The following is a 15618-nucleotide window of genomic DNA, read 5'->3' on the forward strand; positions in this document are numbered from 1 at the left end:
GTCGCTGCGACGTGAGGGCGTCCGGTTAGGGTGTCCTTACCTATGCCACTCCAGGCTTCAGGTCATAGATCAGGCTTATGGGCTCATAGGCATGTGACGGGTACCGCGGCAGCAGCGTCGTTGCCAGGGTGAACAGGCGAGACATCCCTGCCATCCCACGACCCGCACCGCTGTCCCGCCCCGTGGACCACGCTCGAAGGGAACATTCCATGCCCCGCCCTCTGCGGATCGCGATCGTCGGTGCCGGCCCGGCCGGAATCTACGCCGCCGACGCCCTGCTGAAGTCCGAGGCCGCGGTCGAGCCCGGCGTCTCCATCGACCTCTTCGAGCGGATGCCCGCACCGTTCGGGCTGATCCGCTACGGCGTCGCGCCCGACCACCCGCGCATCAAGGGCATCATCACCGCGCTGCACCAGGTGCTCGACAAGCCCCAGATACGCCTCTTCGGCAACGTCGACTACCCGAGTGACATCGGCCTGGACGATCTGCACGAGTTCTACGACGCGGTGATCTTCTCCACCGGCGCCGAGGCGGACCGGGCGCTGGACATCCCGGGCATCGAGCTGGACGGCTCGTACGGGGCGGCCGACTTCGTCTCCTGGTACGACGGCCACCCGGAGGTGCCGCGCGAGTGGCCGCTGGAGGCCGAGAAGGTGGCCGTCCTCGGTGTCGGCAACGTGGCCCTGGACGTCGCCCGCATCCTGGCGAAGACCGCGGACGAGCTCCTTCCGACGGAGATCCCGCCGAACGTGTACGCCGGGCTCGCCGCCAACAAGGCCCTCGAGGTGCACGTCTTCGGACGGCGCGGTCCCGCGCAGGCCAAGTTCAGCCCGATGGAGCTGCGCGAGCTCGACCACTCGCCGAACATCGAGGTCATCGTCGACCCCGAGGACATCGACTACGACGAGGGCTCGATCGCCACCCGCCGCGCCAACAAGCAGGCGGACATGGTGGCGAAGACGCTGGAGAACTGGGCGATCCGCGATGTCGGCGACCGCCCCCACAAGCTGTTCCTGCACTTCTTCGAGTCGCCCGTCGAGGTCGTCGGTGAGGACGGCAAGGTCGTCGGCCTGCGGACCGAGCGCACGCAGCTCGACGGCACGGGCAACGTCACCGGCACGGGCGCCGTGCGCACCTGGGACATCCAGTCCGTGTACCGCGCGGTCGGCTACCTCTCCGAGGAACTGCCCAAGCTGCCCTTCGACTTCCTCACCGGCACGGTCCCCCACGAGGGCGGCCGTGTGATCGAGGCCGGCGAGCACCTCCGGTCGACGTATGTGACCGGCTGGATCAAGCGCGGCCCGGTCGGCCTCATCGGCCACACCAAGGGCGACGCGAACGAGACGGTCGCCAACCTCCTGGACGACCACGCGGGCGGCCGGCTGCTCACGCCCGTCGCACCGGGCCCGGAGGCCGTCGTGGCGTTCCTGGAGGACCGCAACGTCCGCTACACCACCTGGGACGGCTGGTACCGGCTGGACGAGGCCGAGCGGGCGCTGGGCGAGGCCGAGGGACGCGAGCGCGTGAAGATCGTCGAGCGCGACGAGATGCTGAAGGCGAGCGGCGCCTGAGCGTCCGGCTGCTCATCCGCCGCCCGGGACCACCAGTCCCGACTCGTAGGCCACGATGACGAGTTGGGCACGGTCACGGGCGGCGAGCTTGCCCATGATCCGGCTGACGTGCGTCTTCGCCGTGAGCGGTGAGAGACCGAGCACCTCGCCGATCTCGCTGTTGTTCAGTCCTCGCGCGACGAGCGCGAGGACCTGGCGCTCCCGGTCGGTCAGATCCTCGGGCCCACCGGCCGACGGGGCCTGGGGGGCACTCAGCACCCGGGCGATCAGCCGGGAGGTGGGCCCCGGGGAGAGCAGCGCCTCCCCCGCCGCGACGGTCCTGATCGCGGCCAGCAGTTCCGCCGGCTTGGTGTCCTTCACCAGGAAGCCGGACGCGCCCGCGCGCAGTGCCTCGACGATGTGGTCGTCGGTGTCGTACGTCGTCAGCACGAGCACCTTCACCCCGGCGAGGTCGTCGTCGGCGGCGATGAGCCGGGTGGCCTCGATGCCGTCGAGTTCGGGCATCCGGATGTCCATGACGACGACGTCCGCCCGTTCGGTGCGGGCGAGTTCGACCGCTTCGGCGCCGTTGCGCGCCTGCGCGACGACCTCCATGTCACGCGCCGACTCGATGAGCATCGCGAACGAGGCGCGCACGAGCGCCTGGTCGTCCGCGAGCAGCACACGGATCACGCTCATGCGGAGACCTCCGACTGCCGGAGCGGCAGGACCGCCGCCACTTCGAACCCGCCGCCGTCCCGCGGGCCTGCCGACAGTGTGCCGCCGACGCTGCGTGCCCGCTCGCGCATGCCGATGATTCCGTAGCCCGCGCCGTCCGCGGCCGTGGTCACGGGCCCGGCACCGCCTCCGTCGCCGTCGTCGGTGACGGTGACCGTCAACTCCCCTCCCCGGTCCAGAACCGTCACCGAGATGCCCGTGCCCGGGCCGCCGTGGCGTACGGCGTTGGTGAGCGATTCCTGCACGATCCGGTACGCGGCCGCCTGCACGGCCGACGGCAACGGCCCGTCGCCCGTGCGCAGGGTCAGCCGCGCCTCTGCGGCCCGTACGAGGTCGGGCAGGGCCGCGAGATCGGGCAGCGGGCCGTCCCAGTCCGGCCCGTCGGCCCTGAGCACCTCCAGCGTGGTGCGCAGTTCGCCGCGTGCCGTGCGGCAGGTCTCCGCGATGTCGTCGAGGGCTTTGGCGATCGCGGCCCGGTCGAGCCGGTCGGGATCGACGGTCAGGACGTGGGAGGCGACGGAGGTCTGGACGCCGATGAGCGTGATGGAGTGCGCGAGCAGGTCGTGCAGATCACGGGCGATACGCAGCCGCTCCTCGGCGACCCGGCGGGCGGCCTCCTCCTCGCGGGTGCGTTCGGCGTGTTCGGCGCGGCGGACGACCGAGGCGACGTAGCGGCGGTAGACGCGCACGTCCACACCGAAGACGAGCACGGCGAAGATCCAGCCGGAGGTGCGCAGGGCCTCCAGTCCCTCGTCGGCGCCGACGCCGAACATCACCGTGAGAGTGAGCCCGATGACGCCGAAGCCGACGAGGAGGGTGACGCGCGGACGGGCGGTGGCCGCCAGCGTGTAGAGGGCGATCAGCGAGGCCGGGAGCGGTGCCGCATGGGTGTTGTCCATCGCGTGGTACGGAGCCACGCACAGCAGCACGAGGGCGAGGACGAGGCCGGGGTGCTCGCGTCGCCAGGCGAGCGGGACGACCGCCCCGGCCAGGAGCAGCCAGCCCAGCGAGTCCGGGTTGCGCCCGTCCTTCACGACCAGACCGAGAAGGAGGGCGAGGGCGGCGACGGCCACGGTGAGGACGGCGTCGTTGCGTCGGCGGTTCGGCGCGGTCAGGGGGTCACGGCTGACGGCCGTCAGCACCCGCTCGCCGAGCCTCGGGTGGGGCCGGGTGCTGGGCGGGCTGGTCACGGGTGGCGGGGACACGGCATCCATCCTGCGTGATGGTCGGAGAGGTGGTGAGGGTGCGGGGTGCCCGCGTCCGGGCACCCCGCGTCCCGTCAGCCGCGAACGGCCGGTTCGGGCACGCTCTTCGGCGCGCGAACCGGATCCCCCGGGGACCGGGACAGCGCGCCCGGCCACCAGACCTTTCGCTTCAGCAGCACACTGGCGCTGGTGACGAGGTAGGTCCGGACCACGAAGGTGTCCAGCAGGACCCCGACCGCGATCACAAAGCCCAGTTCCACGAGTTGGACCATCGGCATGCTGGTCAGCACCGCGAAGGTCGCCGCGAGGACGAGCCCTGCCGAGGCGATCACCCCGCCCGTCGTGCGCAGCGCGGTGAGAGCGGCCGCCACCGGTTCGGCGCCGGCCAGCGCCTCCTCGCGCATCCGGTGCATCAGGAAGATCCCGTAGTCGACCCCGAGCGCGACGAGGAAGACGAAGGACAGCAGCGGCAGGCCCGGGTCGGTGCCTTCGAGGCCGAGCGGTTCGAAGAGCAGCCCGCCGATGCCGAGGGCCGCTCCCCACACGGCGACGACCGCCACGACGAGCAGCAGCGGGGCGACCAGGCTGCGGAGCAGGGCGACGAGGATCAGCAGGACCGAGAGCAGCACCAGCGGGACCACGATGGTGGTGTCGCGGGCGTTGGTGTCCTCCAGGTCGATCTGCTGGGCGCTGGGGCCGCCGACGTAGGAGCCGTCGAGCGCGTCTCGGAGTGCCGTGATGGTGGCCGTCTCCCCCGGCGACTGAGGTGCGTCTTTCGCGACGACGGAGAGCTCCGTCCAGCCCCCGCCGCTGCGGCCGCGTTCGGCGCTCAGGACGCCCTCGGTGCCACGGGCCTCGGCCAGCGCCGCGTCCGCGCCGCCCGTCGGCGCGATCACGTCGATCGGCTGGGTGCCCGTGCCGGGGAACGCCTCGCCCAGCGTGCCCATCGCGGCGACCGCCTCCGGCGTGCTGGTGAACGAGTCCTCCTGCTTGAGATCCCCGGGCAGCGCGAACGAGCCGAGCGCGAGCGCCCCCAACACCACGGCTCCGCTCACCAGCACACCGACCGGCCGCCTCCCCGCCGTACTGCCCATGGCCGCGAACAGGGAGCGGCGGGCCCTGGGTTCGCTGCCGTACGCCGGGATCAGCGGCCAGAAGACCCGGCGCCCCAGCAACACGAGGATCGCGGGCAGCAGGGTCGTCATGGCGAGCAGGGCGCACAGCACTCCGACCGCCGCCGTGGGGCCCATGCCCCGGCTGCTGTTGAGGTCGGCCGCGAGCAGACAGAGCATGCCGGCCGCCACGGTCCCCGAGGACGCGACGATCGCGGGTCCGCAGCCGCGCAGCGCCGTGGTCATGGCGTCGTACGGGCGCGGGGTGCGGCGCAGTTCCTCCCGGTAGCGGGAGACGATCAGCAGCGCGTAGTCGGTGCCCGCGCCGAAGACCAGGATCGTCATCACACCGGAGCTCTGCCCCGAGACGGTGACGTCGAAGGCCTGGTTGAGGCCGTAGGTCACCGCCAGCGAGAGGGCGTCGGCGACACCGGCGACGACCAGCGGCACCATCCACAGCAGCGGGCTGCGGTAGATGAGGATCAGCAGGATCGCGACGACGGCGACGGTGGTGTAGAGCAGCGGGCCGTCGAGGGAGTTGTAGACCTCGGAGGCGTCGGTGGCGAGCGCACCGGGCCCGCCGACCTCGGCGCTCAGTCCCTCCCCGCCGTCGACGGTGGCCCGGACGTCCCGGACGAAGGCGTCCCTGGCCTCCTCGTCCTGCCCCGGCTCGGTGCTGGAGACGGGGTACATCAGCGTGGTGCCGTCCTCGGAGGGCACGAGCTGCGGCCGCGCGGTCAGCCGGTGCCCGGCGGCGACCTCCCCGACCTGGCGGGCGGCGGACGCCCGGTCGGCGGCGGTGAGTCCGCCGTCGCGGTGGTAGACGAGCACGAGGTCGGTGGACTCTCCGCCGGGCAGACGGTCCTGGATCCGGGCTACCTGGGTCGAGTCGGCGTTGTTCGGCAGGTAGTCGACGGCACGGTCGCGCTGCACGTCCCCGAGCTTCCCGGCGAACGCTCCGGCGACGACGAGAACGACGAGCCACAGCCCGAGCACGGCCCAGGGCACGGCGCGTCGTCGTCGGGTCGGCGGCGGTGCGGGCGGTGACAGCTCGGTGGTCGGTACGGGCCCCATGGGTGCTCCCCTTCGTCACGGGTGTCCGGTGGTCGGATCGGATCACCAGACTCCCGCCGCGAAGGACGCGATACGTCGCGCGGCAGGGCGAGATGGGGAGTACTGCGACGGGTGGCGCGGAGGGCGGATTACTCCCCGGGGAGTACGCGCTCGGGCATTCCCCCGCGCTGGAGGCCGTGATCTGGTGCCGTTTCCGGCAAGCCTGCCGGGAGCGGCGCTAGAACGGGGTGCGTGCGGTGGCGAGCAGTCGCGCCGTGTCGTCCGCGCACAGTTGCAGCGCGGCGCCCACCGTCGTGAGGACCTCGCGCTCCGCCGTGGTGTAGGGCCCGTCGGCGAGGGCGATGTGCGCGCCCTGGAGCAGGATGGACTCCCGCCCGGCGGCGGCCAGGTGCGGGGCGAGCGGTTCGAGGGCCTCGTGCAGTTCGATGGCGAGCGCCGCGCCGTAGGGCCCGGTGTCGGTGACGAAGCGGCCGGTGTCCGCGGCGAGCGCCTCGATCAGTCCGGTGAGCTGGTCCTCGGTGCAGTCGTCGAGGCCGGCCGCGCGCACGGTGGCGACGGCGGTCTCGCGCACCGGCCGGGAGGAGGTGCCGCCGGAGGCGAGGACGGCGAGCGCGACGGTGTGGACGGCGTCCCGCAGCATCGCGGAGAAGCGGGCGGTGGTGGGGTGATCGAGGGCGTCCATGCCGAAGTGCCCGTGACAGGCGGCGCACTCGACGACGGGGCCGGCGGAGCCGCGGGACAGCAGCGGAACACCGAGCAGGGTGAACCGTCGACGGCCTGTGCGCCGCCGGTAGTTGCGGTCGCCTCCGCAGCCGGGGCAGAAGAACTCCCCGTCGCCGACGGTGTTCCACGAAGTGTGAATGCCGCAGACCATCACTTTTCGGCCGAATACCCCACGGTCTGCCCGCACCTCACACCTCCGTAACCGTCCGGCAACATTGCCGCGTTGACGTGATGTTAGCCACACCGGTGTTGTGCCGTCAGCACCCAGGCGGCAGTACGCCAGGACATGGCCGATTTCCCCGCCCTTCACCACGGCGTACGACGGCGCGTTCCGGACGCACCGCGCCCCCGGCCTCCGTGGTGGGAGGCCGGGGGCGCGGTGGAAAAGTGAACCCGCTCAGCGGGCCGCGCGGTTGACGGCCGAGACGACCGCCTTCAGCGAGGCGCGCGTGGTGTTGGCGTCGATGCCGATGCCCCACAGCACCTTGCCGTCGATCGCGCACTCGATGTACGAGGCGGCCTGCGCGGACGCGCCCTCGCTCATCGTGTGCTCGGTGTAGTCCAGCAGGCGGGCGTCCACGCCCACCGCGTTCAGCGCGTCGAAGAAGGCGGAGATCGGACCGTTGCCCGAACCGGTCAGCACGGTCTCGGTACCGTCCACGACCGCCTCGACGGTCAGGGTGTCGATCCCGTCGGTGTCGGTGGTGGTCTGACCGGACCGCAGCTGGATACGGCCCCAGCGAGCCGCGCCGTCCGCCGGGTTCGGCAGGTACTCGTCCTGGAAGACCGTCCAGATGTCCTTCGGGGTGACCTCGCCGCCCTCGGTATCCGTCTTCGCCTGGATGATCTTCGAGAACTCGATCTGCATCCGGCGCGGCAGGTCCAGCTTGTGGTCGTTCTTCAGGACGTAGGCGATACCGCCCTTGCCGGACTGCGAGTTGACCCTGATGACCGCCTCGTAGGAACGGCCGACGTCCTTGGGGTCGATGGGCAGATACGGCACGGCCCACTCGATCTCGTCGACGGACCTGCCCTGGGCGGCCGCGTCGGCCTCCCGCGCGTCGAAGCCCTTCTTGATGGCGTCCTGGTGGGAGCCGGAGAAGGCCGTATAGACCAGATCGCCCGCGTAGGGGTGGCGCGGGTGGATCTCCATCTGGTTGCAGTACTCGCTGGTCCGACGGATCTCGTCGATCTGCGAGAAGTCGATCTGCGGGTCGACGCCCTGCGAGAACAGGTTCATGCCCAGCGTCACCAGGTCGACGTTGCCGGTGCGCTCGCCCTGGCCGAACAGGCAGCCCTCGATCCGGTCCGCGCCGGCCATGATCGCCAGCTCGGCGGCGGCGACGGCGGTGCCCCGGTCGTTGTGCGGGTGCACGGACAGGCAGACGTACTCGCGCCGGGTCAGGTTGCGCGACATCCACTCGAAGCGGTCGGCGTGCGTGGAGGGGGTCGAACGCTCCACCGTGGCGGGCAGGTTGAGGATGATCTCGCGGCCGGCCTCGGGCTGCCAGACGTCACAGACGGCCTCACAGACCTCCAGCGCGAAGTCCAGCTCCGTGTCGGTGAAGATCTCCGGGCTGTACTGATAGCCGAAGGTCGTCTCCGGGCCCAGGATCTTCTCGGCGTACTCCATCACCAGGCGCGTGCCGTCCACGGCGATCTGCTTGATGTCGTCCTTGGACCCGCGGAAGACGACCCGGCGGAAGGTGGGCGCGGTGGCGTTGTACAGGTGCACGGTCGCGCGGTGGGCGCCCTTCACGGACTCCACGGTGCGCTCGATCAGGTCCTCGCGCGCCTGCGTCAGGACGGAGATCGTCACGTCCTCGGGGACCGCGCCCTCTTCGATGATGGACCGCACGAACGCGAAGTCCGTCTCGCCGGAGGAGGGGAAACCGACCTCGATCTCCTTGTAGCCCATGCGTACCAGCAGGTCGAACATCTCCCGCTTACGAGCGGGCGACATGGGGTCGATCAGGGCCTGGTTGCCGTCGCGCAGATCGGTCGACAGCCAGCGCGGCGCCTTGGTGATCCGGTTCTCGGGCCAGGTGCGGTCGGGGATGTCCACGGCCTCGTACCGGCCGTACTTGTGGATAGGCATCCCGGACGGCTTCTGGGTGTGGGTCGCGTTGGTGACGGGCGTGGGGCGACCGACAGAAGTGTCAGACATGTGCGTGGGGCTCCTCGGTCCTCAAGGATCTGGTACCTCCCACGCCCGGAGGGCGGTGGGGGAGGCCGACGGGGCGAAGCAGCACCAGATCCCGCGGGGAGGGGGTCGGCCTACGACTACAGGCCCTCGCCGCGGCAGCTAAGAAGAAGCAGCCCGAAACGCATGATGAGAGGCAGCCTAACCGAGTGGGGCGGGGACGGCGGTGCTGTCCCAGTATGCGGGACGACTCGTCGGTAACGGCCAAACGGTGATCCATCACTCCATTTCACTCATCATGGTGGCAACTAGTGACAAGCGCGTAACTCAGTGCCACATTGCCAGACATGGCTGACATCCATCCCGTTTTCTGCACGATCGTGCCGCCCCACGTCCTCGACAAGCTCGCCCGGGCGGATGACCCGGCGCTCGCCGGCCCCGCCCGCCGCACCCTGGAGGCGGACGCCGCACAGCGCACGCGCCGTCGGCTGACCACCGTCATCGGCGCCGCCGCCGCGCTCCCGCCGGCCGGCGCGGCCACCGGCCGCCCGCAACGCACCGTCCACGACTGCGGCCACGGCACGGTGCTGCCGGGCGAGAAGGTACGCGGCGAGGGCGACGCGCCCGGCAAGGACGCGACCGTGAACCGCGTCTACGCGGGCCTCGGCGCCACGTTCGAGCTGCTGCTCTCCGCGTACGGGCGCAACTCCCTCGACGGCGAGGGCCTGCCGCTGAGCGCGAGCGTCCACTACGACGAGAACTACGGGAACGCGTTCTGGGACGGCGAGCAGATGGTGTTCGGCGACGGGGACGGCGAGATCTTCCTCGACTTCTCGCTCCCGGTCGACGTGATCGCCCACGAGCTGGCGCACGGCCTGACCCAGTACACGGCGAACCTCAGCTACTTCGGCCAGCCCGGCGCGCTGAACGAGTCGATGTCGGACGTGATGGGCTCGCTGGTCAAGCAGTACACCCTCGACCAGACCGCGGACCAGGCGGACTGGCTGATCGGCGCGGGCCTCCTCGCCCCGCGGGTGACGGGCGTGGCCCTGCGCTCCATGAAGGAACCGGGCACGGCGTACGACGACGACGTCCTCGGCAAGGACCCGCAGCCGGCGACGATGGACCAGTACGTCCGCACGGGCCGGGACAACGGCGGAGTGCACATCAACTCGGGCATCCCGAACCACGCGTTCTGCCTGCTGGCCACGCAGCTCGGCGGCAAGGCGTGGGAACGGGCGGGACAGATCTGGTTCGACACCCTGACGGGGGGTGCGCTGACGGTGGACGCGGACTTCGCGTCGTTCGCGCGGGCGACCGTGTCGGCGGCGACGTCGCGATTCGGGGAGGGGGAGGAGCTGGACGCGCTGCTGAAGGCGTGGTCGCAGGTGGGTGTCCCGACGATGACGCCCCGGGAGGTCTGACCTCCCGGCCCACCGGGGCGGGCCCGTTCCCGCCTCGGGGCGCGCCCTGGCTTGTCCCGCACGCCCTTCGGGCATGTCCTCAATCGCCGGACGGGCTGGACATCCAACCCCTTGACCGGGCAACCCGCGCTCGGTGCGGGTGATCAGCCGGGCCAATCCAGCCCCGCCGGCGATTGAGGCGCGGGGCCCGGGGCAGAGCCCCGCAACGAGCCCGCGCCACGCAGCCACCCGCGGCCCGGACTGTCCCGCACGCCCTACGGGCATGTCCTCAAACGCCGGACGGGCTGGACATCCAACCCCTTGACCGGGCAACCCGCGCTCGGTGCGGGTGATCAGCCGGCCCAATCCAGCCCCGCCGGCGATTGAGGCGCGGGGCCCGGGGCAGAGCCCCGCAACGAGCCCGCGCCACGCAGCCACCCGCGGCCCGGACCGTCCCGCACGCCCTACGGGCATGTCCTCAATCGCCGGACGGGCTGGAAATGAACGCCCCTGTCACGGCCAGCCCACCAGCCCCACCCCGCCCCGCCGGCGATTGAGGGGCGGGGTCGCAGGGGCTAGAACAGGACCCATGCGTATCCACGTCCACCGCACCGGCGGCTTCGCCGGGATCGAGCGCGTCGCCGAAGTCGACACCACCGGCCGACCCGACGCCTCCACCTGGCACGACCTCGCCGAACAGGCCCTCGCCGGCGACCGGACCGGCCTTCCCGGCGAGGTGGCCGACGGGTTCAGTTACCGCATCACCGTCGACGGGCGGACCGTCCAGTGCGCCGACCCCCGTCTGTCCGAGGCTCAGCGCACGCTGATCTCACGTGTGCTCAAGGAAGGTGCCTGACCGGCTCAGAACCCCAGCTTGCGCAGCTGCTTGGGATCCCGCTGCCAGTCCTTCGCGACCTTGACGTGCAGGTCCAGGAAGACCGGCGTACCCAGCAGCGCCTCGATGTGCTTGCGGGACTTCGTGCCGACTTCCTTCAGGCGCTTGCCCTTCGGGCCGATGATGATGCCCTTCTGGCTGGGGCGCTCGATGTAGACGTTGGCGTGGATGTCCAGCAGCGGCTTGTCCGCCGGGCGGTCCTCGCGCGGCAGCATCTCCTCGACCACGACCGCGATCGAGTGCGGCAGCTCGTCCCGTACGCCTTCCAGTGCGGCCTCGCGGATCAGCTCCGCGACCATGACCTGCTCGGGCTCGTCGGTGAGGTCGCCCTCGGGGTAGAGCGGCGGGCCCTCGGGGAGCAGCGGGGTGAGCAGGTCGGCCACGAGCTGGACCTGCTTGCCGCCGACCGCCGAGACGGGGACGATCTCCGCCCACTCCATGCCCAGCTCCTTGCCGAGCTGGTCGATCGCGATCAGCTGCTCGGCGAGGGTCTTGGAGTCGACGAGGTCGGTCTTGGTGACGATCGCGACCTTCGGCGTCTTCTTGATCCCGGCGAGCTCCTTGGCGATGAACCGGTCGCCGGGGCCGAGCTTCTGGTCGGCGGGCAGGCAGAAGCCGATGACGTCGACCTCGGCCCAGGTGGTGCGGACGACGTCGTTGAGCCGCTCGCCGAGCAGGGTCCTCGGCTTGTGGAGGCCGGGGGTGTCCACCAGGATCAGCTGCGCGTCCGGCCGGTGCACGATGCCGCGCACGGTGTGCCGGGTCGTCTGCGGCCGGCTGGAGGTGATGGCCACCTTCTGGCCGACCAGAGCGTTCGTCAGGGTGGACTTGCCCGCGTTGGGACGGCCGACGAAGCAGGCGAAGCCGGCCCGATGGGGGGCCTCGGAGGACTGGGTAGGAACGCTCATGGCGCCCATTGTCCCTGATGTCAGGCGCCCCTGGGCACGCGCGCCCGCGCATGCCTGACTCTGGCCCATACGCCCGCGCCCGCGACGGCCGCGACGAGCACCACGGCGACGAGCCACGGGAGCGCGAAGAAGGTGACACCGGCGGACTCCCGGACGTCCCTCGCACTGGCCGTCAGCCGCACCTCGCCCCACTCCAGCCGGGGTGCGCCCGCCCACCGTTCGGTGAGCCGGATCTTCTGGCGCGGCAGGAGTTCGGAGGGGATTCCGGTCAGCTTCCGGCTGAGCAGGTCGCGTCCGAAGAGACCTTCCGCCTTGAGGGCGACCCGGGGGTTGAGCGTGACGTTGCCGCGGTTGTGGAGGGTGTACGAGATCACGGCATTGCTCTCGCCGGCGCCCGGCACCAGCGACTGGTCGTGGCTGAGCCGGACGTCCTCGACGGACAGCGCGGGCACGGTCGGGCCGTTCACCCGCAGGTAGACGCGGGCGCCGACGGCCTGCCGGATACCGACGGCGACCGAGCCCGTGGAGGGGCTGATCCGCTCGTCGAGTGCGACCAGCGCGCCGGGATGGTCACCGGGCTCGGCGGTCTCCGGGACGGTGACGGTGTACGGCACGGTGACCGAGCCACGGGCGGGGACGGTGACGCGGTCGCGTTCGGGCCTGGCCCAGGCGCCGACGCCGCGCTGCTTCTCGTTCGGGCCGCGTACGGCGAACCCGCCGTCCCGTGCGGTGTTGTAGGCGTCCGCCGCGTACAGCCGGAAGGTCAGCGGGGCAGCGCTCTTGTTGGTGACGGTGACCCGGTCGGTCAGGGTGGTGCCGGGCTCGGCCGACAGATAGAAGTACGGCCGCGCGCCCAGCTGCGACGAGGCGGGATAGACGGACCAGTTGCCGTTGTCCGCGGCCCGGGCCGTCGGCGCCGGGCCGAACAGCAGCAGGGCCAGCAGGGGCAGGCCGAGCAGCGGCAGAACGGCGTACAGCTTGCGCATGAGCTCATCCCCCAGGGACGAGGCGGGCCGACCGGGTGCGCGCCCGGCCCGCCGTTCTTTTCGCCGGCTCAGGTGAGCGTGAGCGTCAGCACGCCGGAGTAGGTGCCGGGTGCGGTGAACGCCGGCACGTTCAGCGAGACCTTGGCGTCGACGGTGAACTCACCACCGGTGACGGCCCCGTTGGGCGTGGAGGCGAGCGTGGCACCCCCGCTGCCGACCGGTCCGGGGGATCCGGCCGCGCAGGTGCTCGGGCTGCCCTGCTTGGTGGCACAGGCCGGCGTCCAGCCGAGCTCACCCGCGCCGATCCTGCCGCCGGGGCCCGTGAAGTCGGTGACCTTGCCCGTCAGGGACCAGCCCGCGGGGCCGCCGCGGAAGTCCTTGACCGTCACCGTCCGCAGATCGCCGCCCGCGGCCCCGCCCGTACCGAAGTCGACCGCCGAGAGTTCGACGGTGTCACCGGCCTGGGACATGGACAGCGTGCCCGCTGCGACCGAGGCGCTGAGCTTCTGGCTGTTCTCCGGGAGCGGTGTGTCGTCGACGACGGTGTACGCCGCCGGCCCCGCGCCCTTCTCCGCACTCCAGGCGCCGCCCTCGTACGCGACGATGCCCGTGGTCGCCAGGTCACCGACCTGGAGAGTGGCGGTGAATCCGCCGGCCGCGTCGGACGTGACCGTCGTTCTGTCGGCGGTCTCGGCCGCTCCGGCCCGTCCGACGACCGTGATGTCGGTGAGCGGACTGAACTTGGCACCGGTGACCGTGACATCGTCCCCCGGGTTCCCGGAGGCCGTGCCCAGCTGGACGGTGCGCTCATTGGCCCCCGGCTGGTCCGTCGCGACGACCGTCTCGGAGACGGGCGCGGGCGGATCGGTCACGGTGCAGGGGGTGTCCAGCTCCATGATGTAGCTGGTGTGGATGTTGTAGTCGCCGGGCGAGAGGGTGATCGAGCCGGCCGCGGTGACCGTGAACGTGCCGGTCATCGAGAACGGCGGGAACGCTCCCTTGCCGGGCACGGGCGGGTTCTTCTTGGGCCCGGTGACGGTGACGCTGCCCGTCTGGGCGCCGCCGAGCGTGACCTTGCCGCTGGGCGTCATGATGTCGGCCGGGAGGGCGAGGTCGACGGGGTTGCTGGCCGCCGGCTTGGTGACCGTGTAGGTGACCGTGACCGTGTCGCCGACCTTGGGAGCGGCCTTGTCGACGGTGATCTGGGCGGTCGTGGTGCCGTCGATCGGCGGTATGCCCGCGATGGGCGGCGGTACGCAGTGGGTCGGGAAGTCCACCGGTGCGGCGGCCGCGGTGAGCGCGTTCGCCGGTGCGGCGAGTGCCGCGGTGCCGGCGATCAGGGCGACCGCGCCCAGGGCGGCCGTCCAGCGCCGCCGTCGGGCGGATCTTCGGGCAACTGGTCTTCGAGCGGTTGGTCTTCGGGTGTCCGACGCCATGTGATGGCCCCCTTCGGGAGGGATGCAGGGGGCCATTGACGGGTCGCCGTCGCAAGAAGTCAATGCCGTCGAACAGCCCTGCCTGATGACCCATCAGATGCTGTCAAGATCCGGACCGTCCGTCTCGCCATGATCTGCGTATGCGCAGGCCGGAAGGGGAATCGCCGCCACCGGGAAGGTCCGTACCGGGCGGCACGGGTCGCGGGGCCCGGCCGGACCACTCGAACAGGAGCGGGGCCCGGCTTCGCCTCGGCGGGCCGGGCACGGCCGTCTCAGCCAGCGGTGACCGTGGCCCTGAGGCCGCCGTCGGGGCCCGCGAGCAGCACCGGCGTCTGCGGTCCCGCGAGGTCGCGGACCGCCGCACGGTCCGCGTCCGCCACGGCGTCCGCGTCGCCGACGACCGCCGCGGCCTCCAGCGACGTCGCACCACTCGCGACGGCCATCGCGACCGCCGTCTGCAGCGCGCTCAGCTTCAGCGACTCCAGCGCCACCGTGCCCGCGGCGTACGTGCGGCCGGTCTCGTCCCGTACCGCCGCGCCCTCCGGCACACCGTTGCGGGCGCGTACGCTGCGCGCCAGAGTGATGATCTTGCGGTCCTCGGGGTCGAGGTCGGTGCTCTGCGTCATGTCCGCGAGCATAGATCCCAGGCCGGCGCGGGGTCCTGCGGGGCTGCGCCCGGACCCCGCGCCGGCGGGCTCGGCGTCAGCCCTGGACGCCCTGGACGAACTTGTCGCCCGCGCGCTTGGCGAGGTCGCCGAAGGCCGCGCCCGCGGCCTTGTCACCGGGGACGTACGCGAGGCGCGCGACGCCGGTGCCCTGGTGCATCACCAGCATGTGCGAGGTGATGCCCTGGCCGAAGCCCGGGATCTCCATCGTCATCTTGAAGGTGTACGACGTCTCGCCGGCCGTGGGCCCGGCGAGCTTCTCGACCTTCACCGGGTACCCGTCCTCGCCCGTCACCTTGAAGCCGGTACAGCCGTCGAGGGCCGGGCCGAACGCCTTCACGAAGTCCGCGGCACCGGTGCCGGGGAACGTCATGACCTGCTGGCTGAGGATGTTGAAGCCCTTGGCGTCGGTGAAGTCCTGGCCACCGCCCATGGTCGCCCCCGCGACCTTGTCGGCGAGCAGGTCGGCGACCGGCTGGCACACGGGCTTGTCCGCCTTCGGCGGCGCCTCGTCCGTGGCCGGCGCGGCGGCGTCGGCCTTCCAGCCGGCCGGCAGATCCTTGACCGCCAGCGTGGCGGCCTTCATCTGGGCGGCCGTCAGCACGGTGGCCGGCTTCTCGGCGCCCTTGCCGGCGCCGTCCTTGGCCGTGTCCTTACCGGCCGAGGAGGCCGGCTTCTTGTCGTCGTCCGACGAACCGCAGGCCGCTGCCGTGAGGCAGAGCGCGGAGGCAGTGAGAACTGCGGCCGTGGCGCGGCCGAAACGCGTACGCATGATGCGGT

At 71.6% G+C, this 15618-nt stretch carries 13 protein-coding genes; 3 read left to right on the forward strand and 10 right to left on the reverse strand.

Translation table 11 applies throughout. From position 1 onward, the window contains the following. Positions 1 to 209: 209 nt before the first annotated feature. Entirely contained in the window at positions 210 to 1571 is a 1362-nt protein-coding gene (locus OHA05_RS11505; protein ID WP_328860510.1) for an FAD-dependent oxidoreductase, read from the forward strand. A 12-nt stretch (positions 1572 to 1583) separates the two neighbouring features. Here the strand turns inward: OHA05_RS11505 and OHA05_RS11510 are convergent, their stop codons facing one another. The 5 genes from OHA05_RS11510 to leuA form a co-directional block, all read right to left on the reverse strand. Next, positions 1584 to 2249 carry a response regulator transcription factor gene (locus tag OHA05_RS11510; protein WP_328860511.1) on the reverse strand — a complete coding sequence of 222 codons (666 nt, stop codon included), beginning with the start codon at positions 2247 to 2249 and terminating at the stop codon, positions 1584 to 1586. Beyond that, positions 2246 to 3502, reverse strand: coding sequence for a sensor histidine kinase (locus OHA05_RS11515; protein WP_443043672.1), 1257 nt, complete (start codon positions 3500 to 3502; stop codon positions 2246 to 2248). The genes OHA05_RS11510 and OHA05_RS11515 overlap by 4 nt, the downstream gene beginning before the upstream one ends. Positions 3503 to 3567: 65 nt before the next feature. After that, positions 3568 to 5679: an MMPL family transporter gene (locus OHA05_RS11520; protein WP_328860513.1), complete on the reverse strand. Its 2112-nt coding sequence runs from the start codon at positions 5677 to 5679 to the stop codon at positions 3568 to 3570. A 217-nt stretch (positions 5680 to 5896) separates the two neighbouring features. Then, on the reverse strand, positions 5897 to 6553 hold the full coding sequence (locus OHA05_RS11525; RefSeq protein WP_313949019.1) for a TerB family tellurite resistance protein: 657 nt from the start codon (positions 6551 to 6553) through the stop codon (positions 5897 to 5899). A 246-nt stretch (positions 6554 to 6799) separates the two neighbouring features. Then, complete coding sequence (gene leuA, locus OHA05_RS11530) at positions 6800 to 8569, reverse strand: 2-isopropylmalate synthase (RefSeq protein WP_328860514.1); 1770 nt, start codon at positions 8567 to 8569, stop codon at positions 6800 to 6802. A gap of 323 nt (positions 8570 to 8892) precedes the next feature. On the opposite strand from leuA, the gene OHA05_RS11535 reads away from it, so the two are divergent. After that, the gene (locus OHA05_RS11535) at positions 8893 to 9969 is read left to right on the forward strand and encodes a M4 family metallopeptidase (RefSeq protein ID WP_328860515.1); all 1077 of its coding nucleotides are present in this window, start codon (positions 8893 to 8895) and stop codon (positions 9967 to 9969) included. A gap of 568 nt (positions 9970 to 10537) precedes the next feature. Then, positions 10538 to 10804 carry a protealysin inhibitor emfourin gene (locus OHA05_RS11540; protein ID WP_313946404.1) on the forward strand — a complete coding sequence of 89 codons (267 nt, stop codon included), beginning with the start codon at positions 10538 to 10540 and terminating at the stop codon, positions 10802 to 10804. Between the two features lie 5 nt (positions 10805 to 10809). Here the strand turns inward: OHA05_RS11540 and era are convergent, their stop codons facing one another. The 5 genes from era to OHA05_RS11565 form a co-directional block, all read right to left on the reverse strand. After that, positions 10810 to 11760 (reverse strand): GTPase Era, encoded by a 951-nt coding sequence (era, locus tag OHA05_RS11545; RefSeq protein WP_327684334.1) that lies wholly within the window; start codon positions 11758 to 11760, stop codon positions 10810 to 10812. An 11-nt stretch (positions 11761 to 11771) separates the two neighbouring features. Beyond that, complete coding sequence (locus OHA05_RS11550) at positions 11772 to 12737, reverse strand: WxL protein peptidoglycan domain-containing protein (RefSeq protein WP_328860516.1); 966 nt, start codon at positions 12735 to 12737, stop codon at positions 11772 to 11774. A gap of 68 nt (positions 12738 to 12805) precedes the next feature. Further along, the gene (locus OHA05_RS11555) at positions 12806 to 14173 is read right to left on the reverse strand and encodes a beta-xylosidase (RefSeq protein WP_328860517.1); all 1368 of its coding nucleotides are present in this window, start codon (positions 14171 to 14173) and stop codon (positions 12806 to 12808) included. A 272-nt stretch (positions 14174 to 14445) separates the two neighbouring features. Further along, the gene (locus OHA05_RS11560) at positions 14446 to 14799 is read right to left on the reverse strand and encodes a cytidine deaminase (RefSeq protein WP_313946400.1); all 354 of its coding nucleotides are present in this window, start codon (positions 14797 to 14799) and stop codon (positions 14446 to 14448) included. Positions 14800 to 14875: 76 nt separating this feature from the next. After that, positions 14876 to 15610: a hypothetical protein gene (locus OHA05_RS11565; RefSeq protein ID WP_313946399.1), complete on the reverse strand. Its 735-nt coding sequence runs from the start codon at positions 15608 to 15610 to the stop codon at positions 14876 to 14878. Positions 15611 to 15618: the final 8 nt, after the last annotated feature.

It is taken from the genome of Streptomyces sp. NBC_00306, assembly GCF_036169555.1.
Classification (GTDB): domain Bacteria; phylum Actinomycetota; class Actinomycetes; order Streptomycetales; family Streptomycetaceae; genus Streptomyces; species Streptomyces achmelvichensis.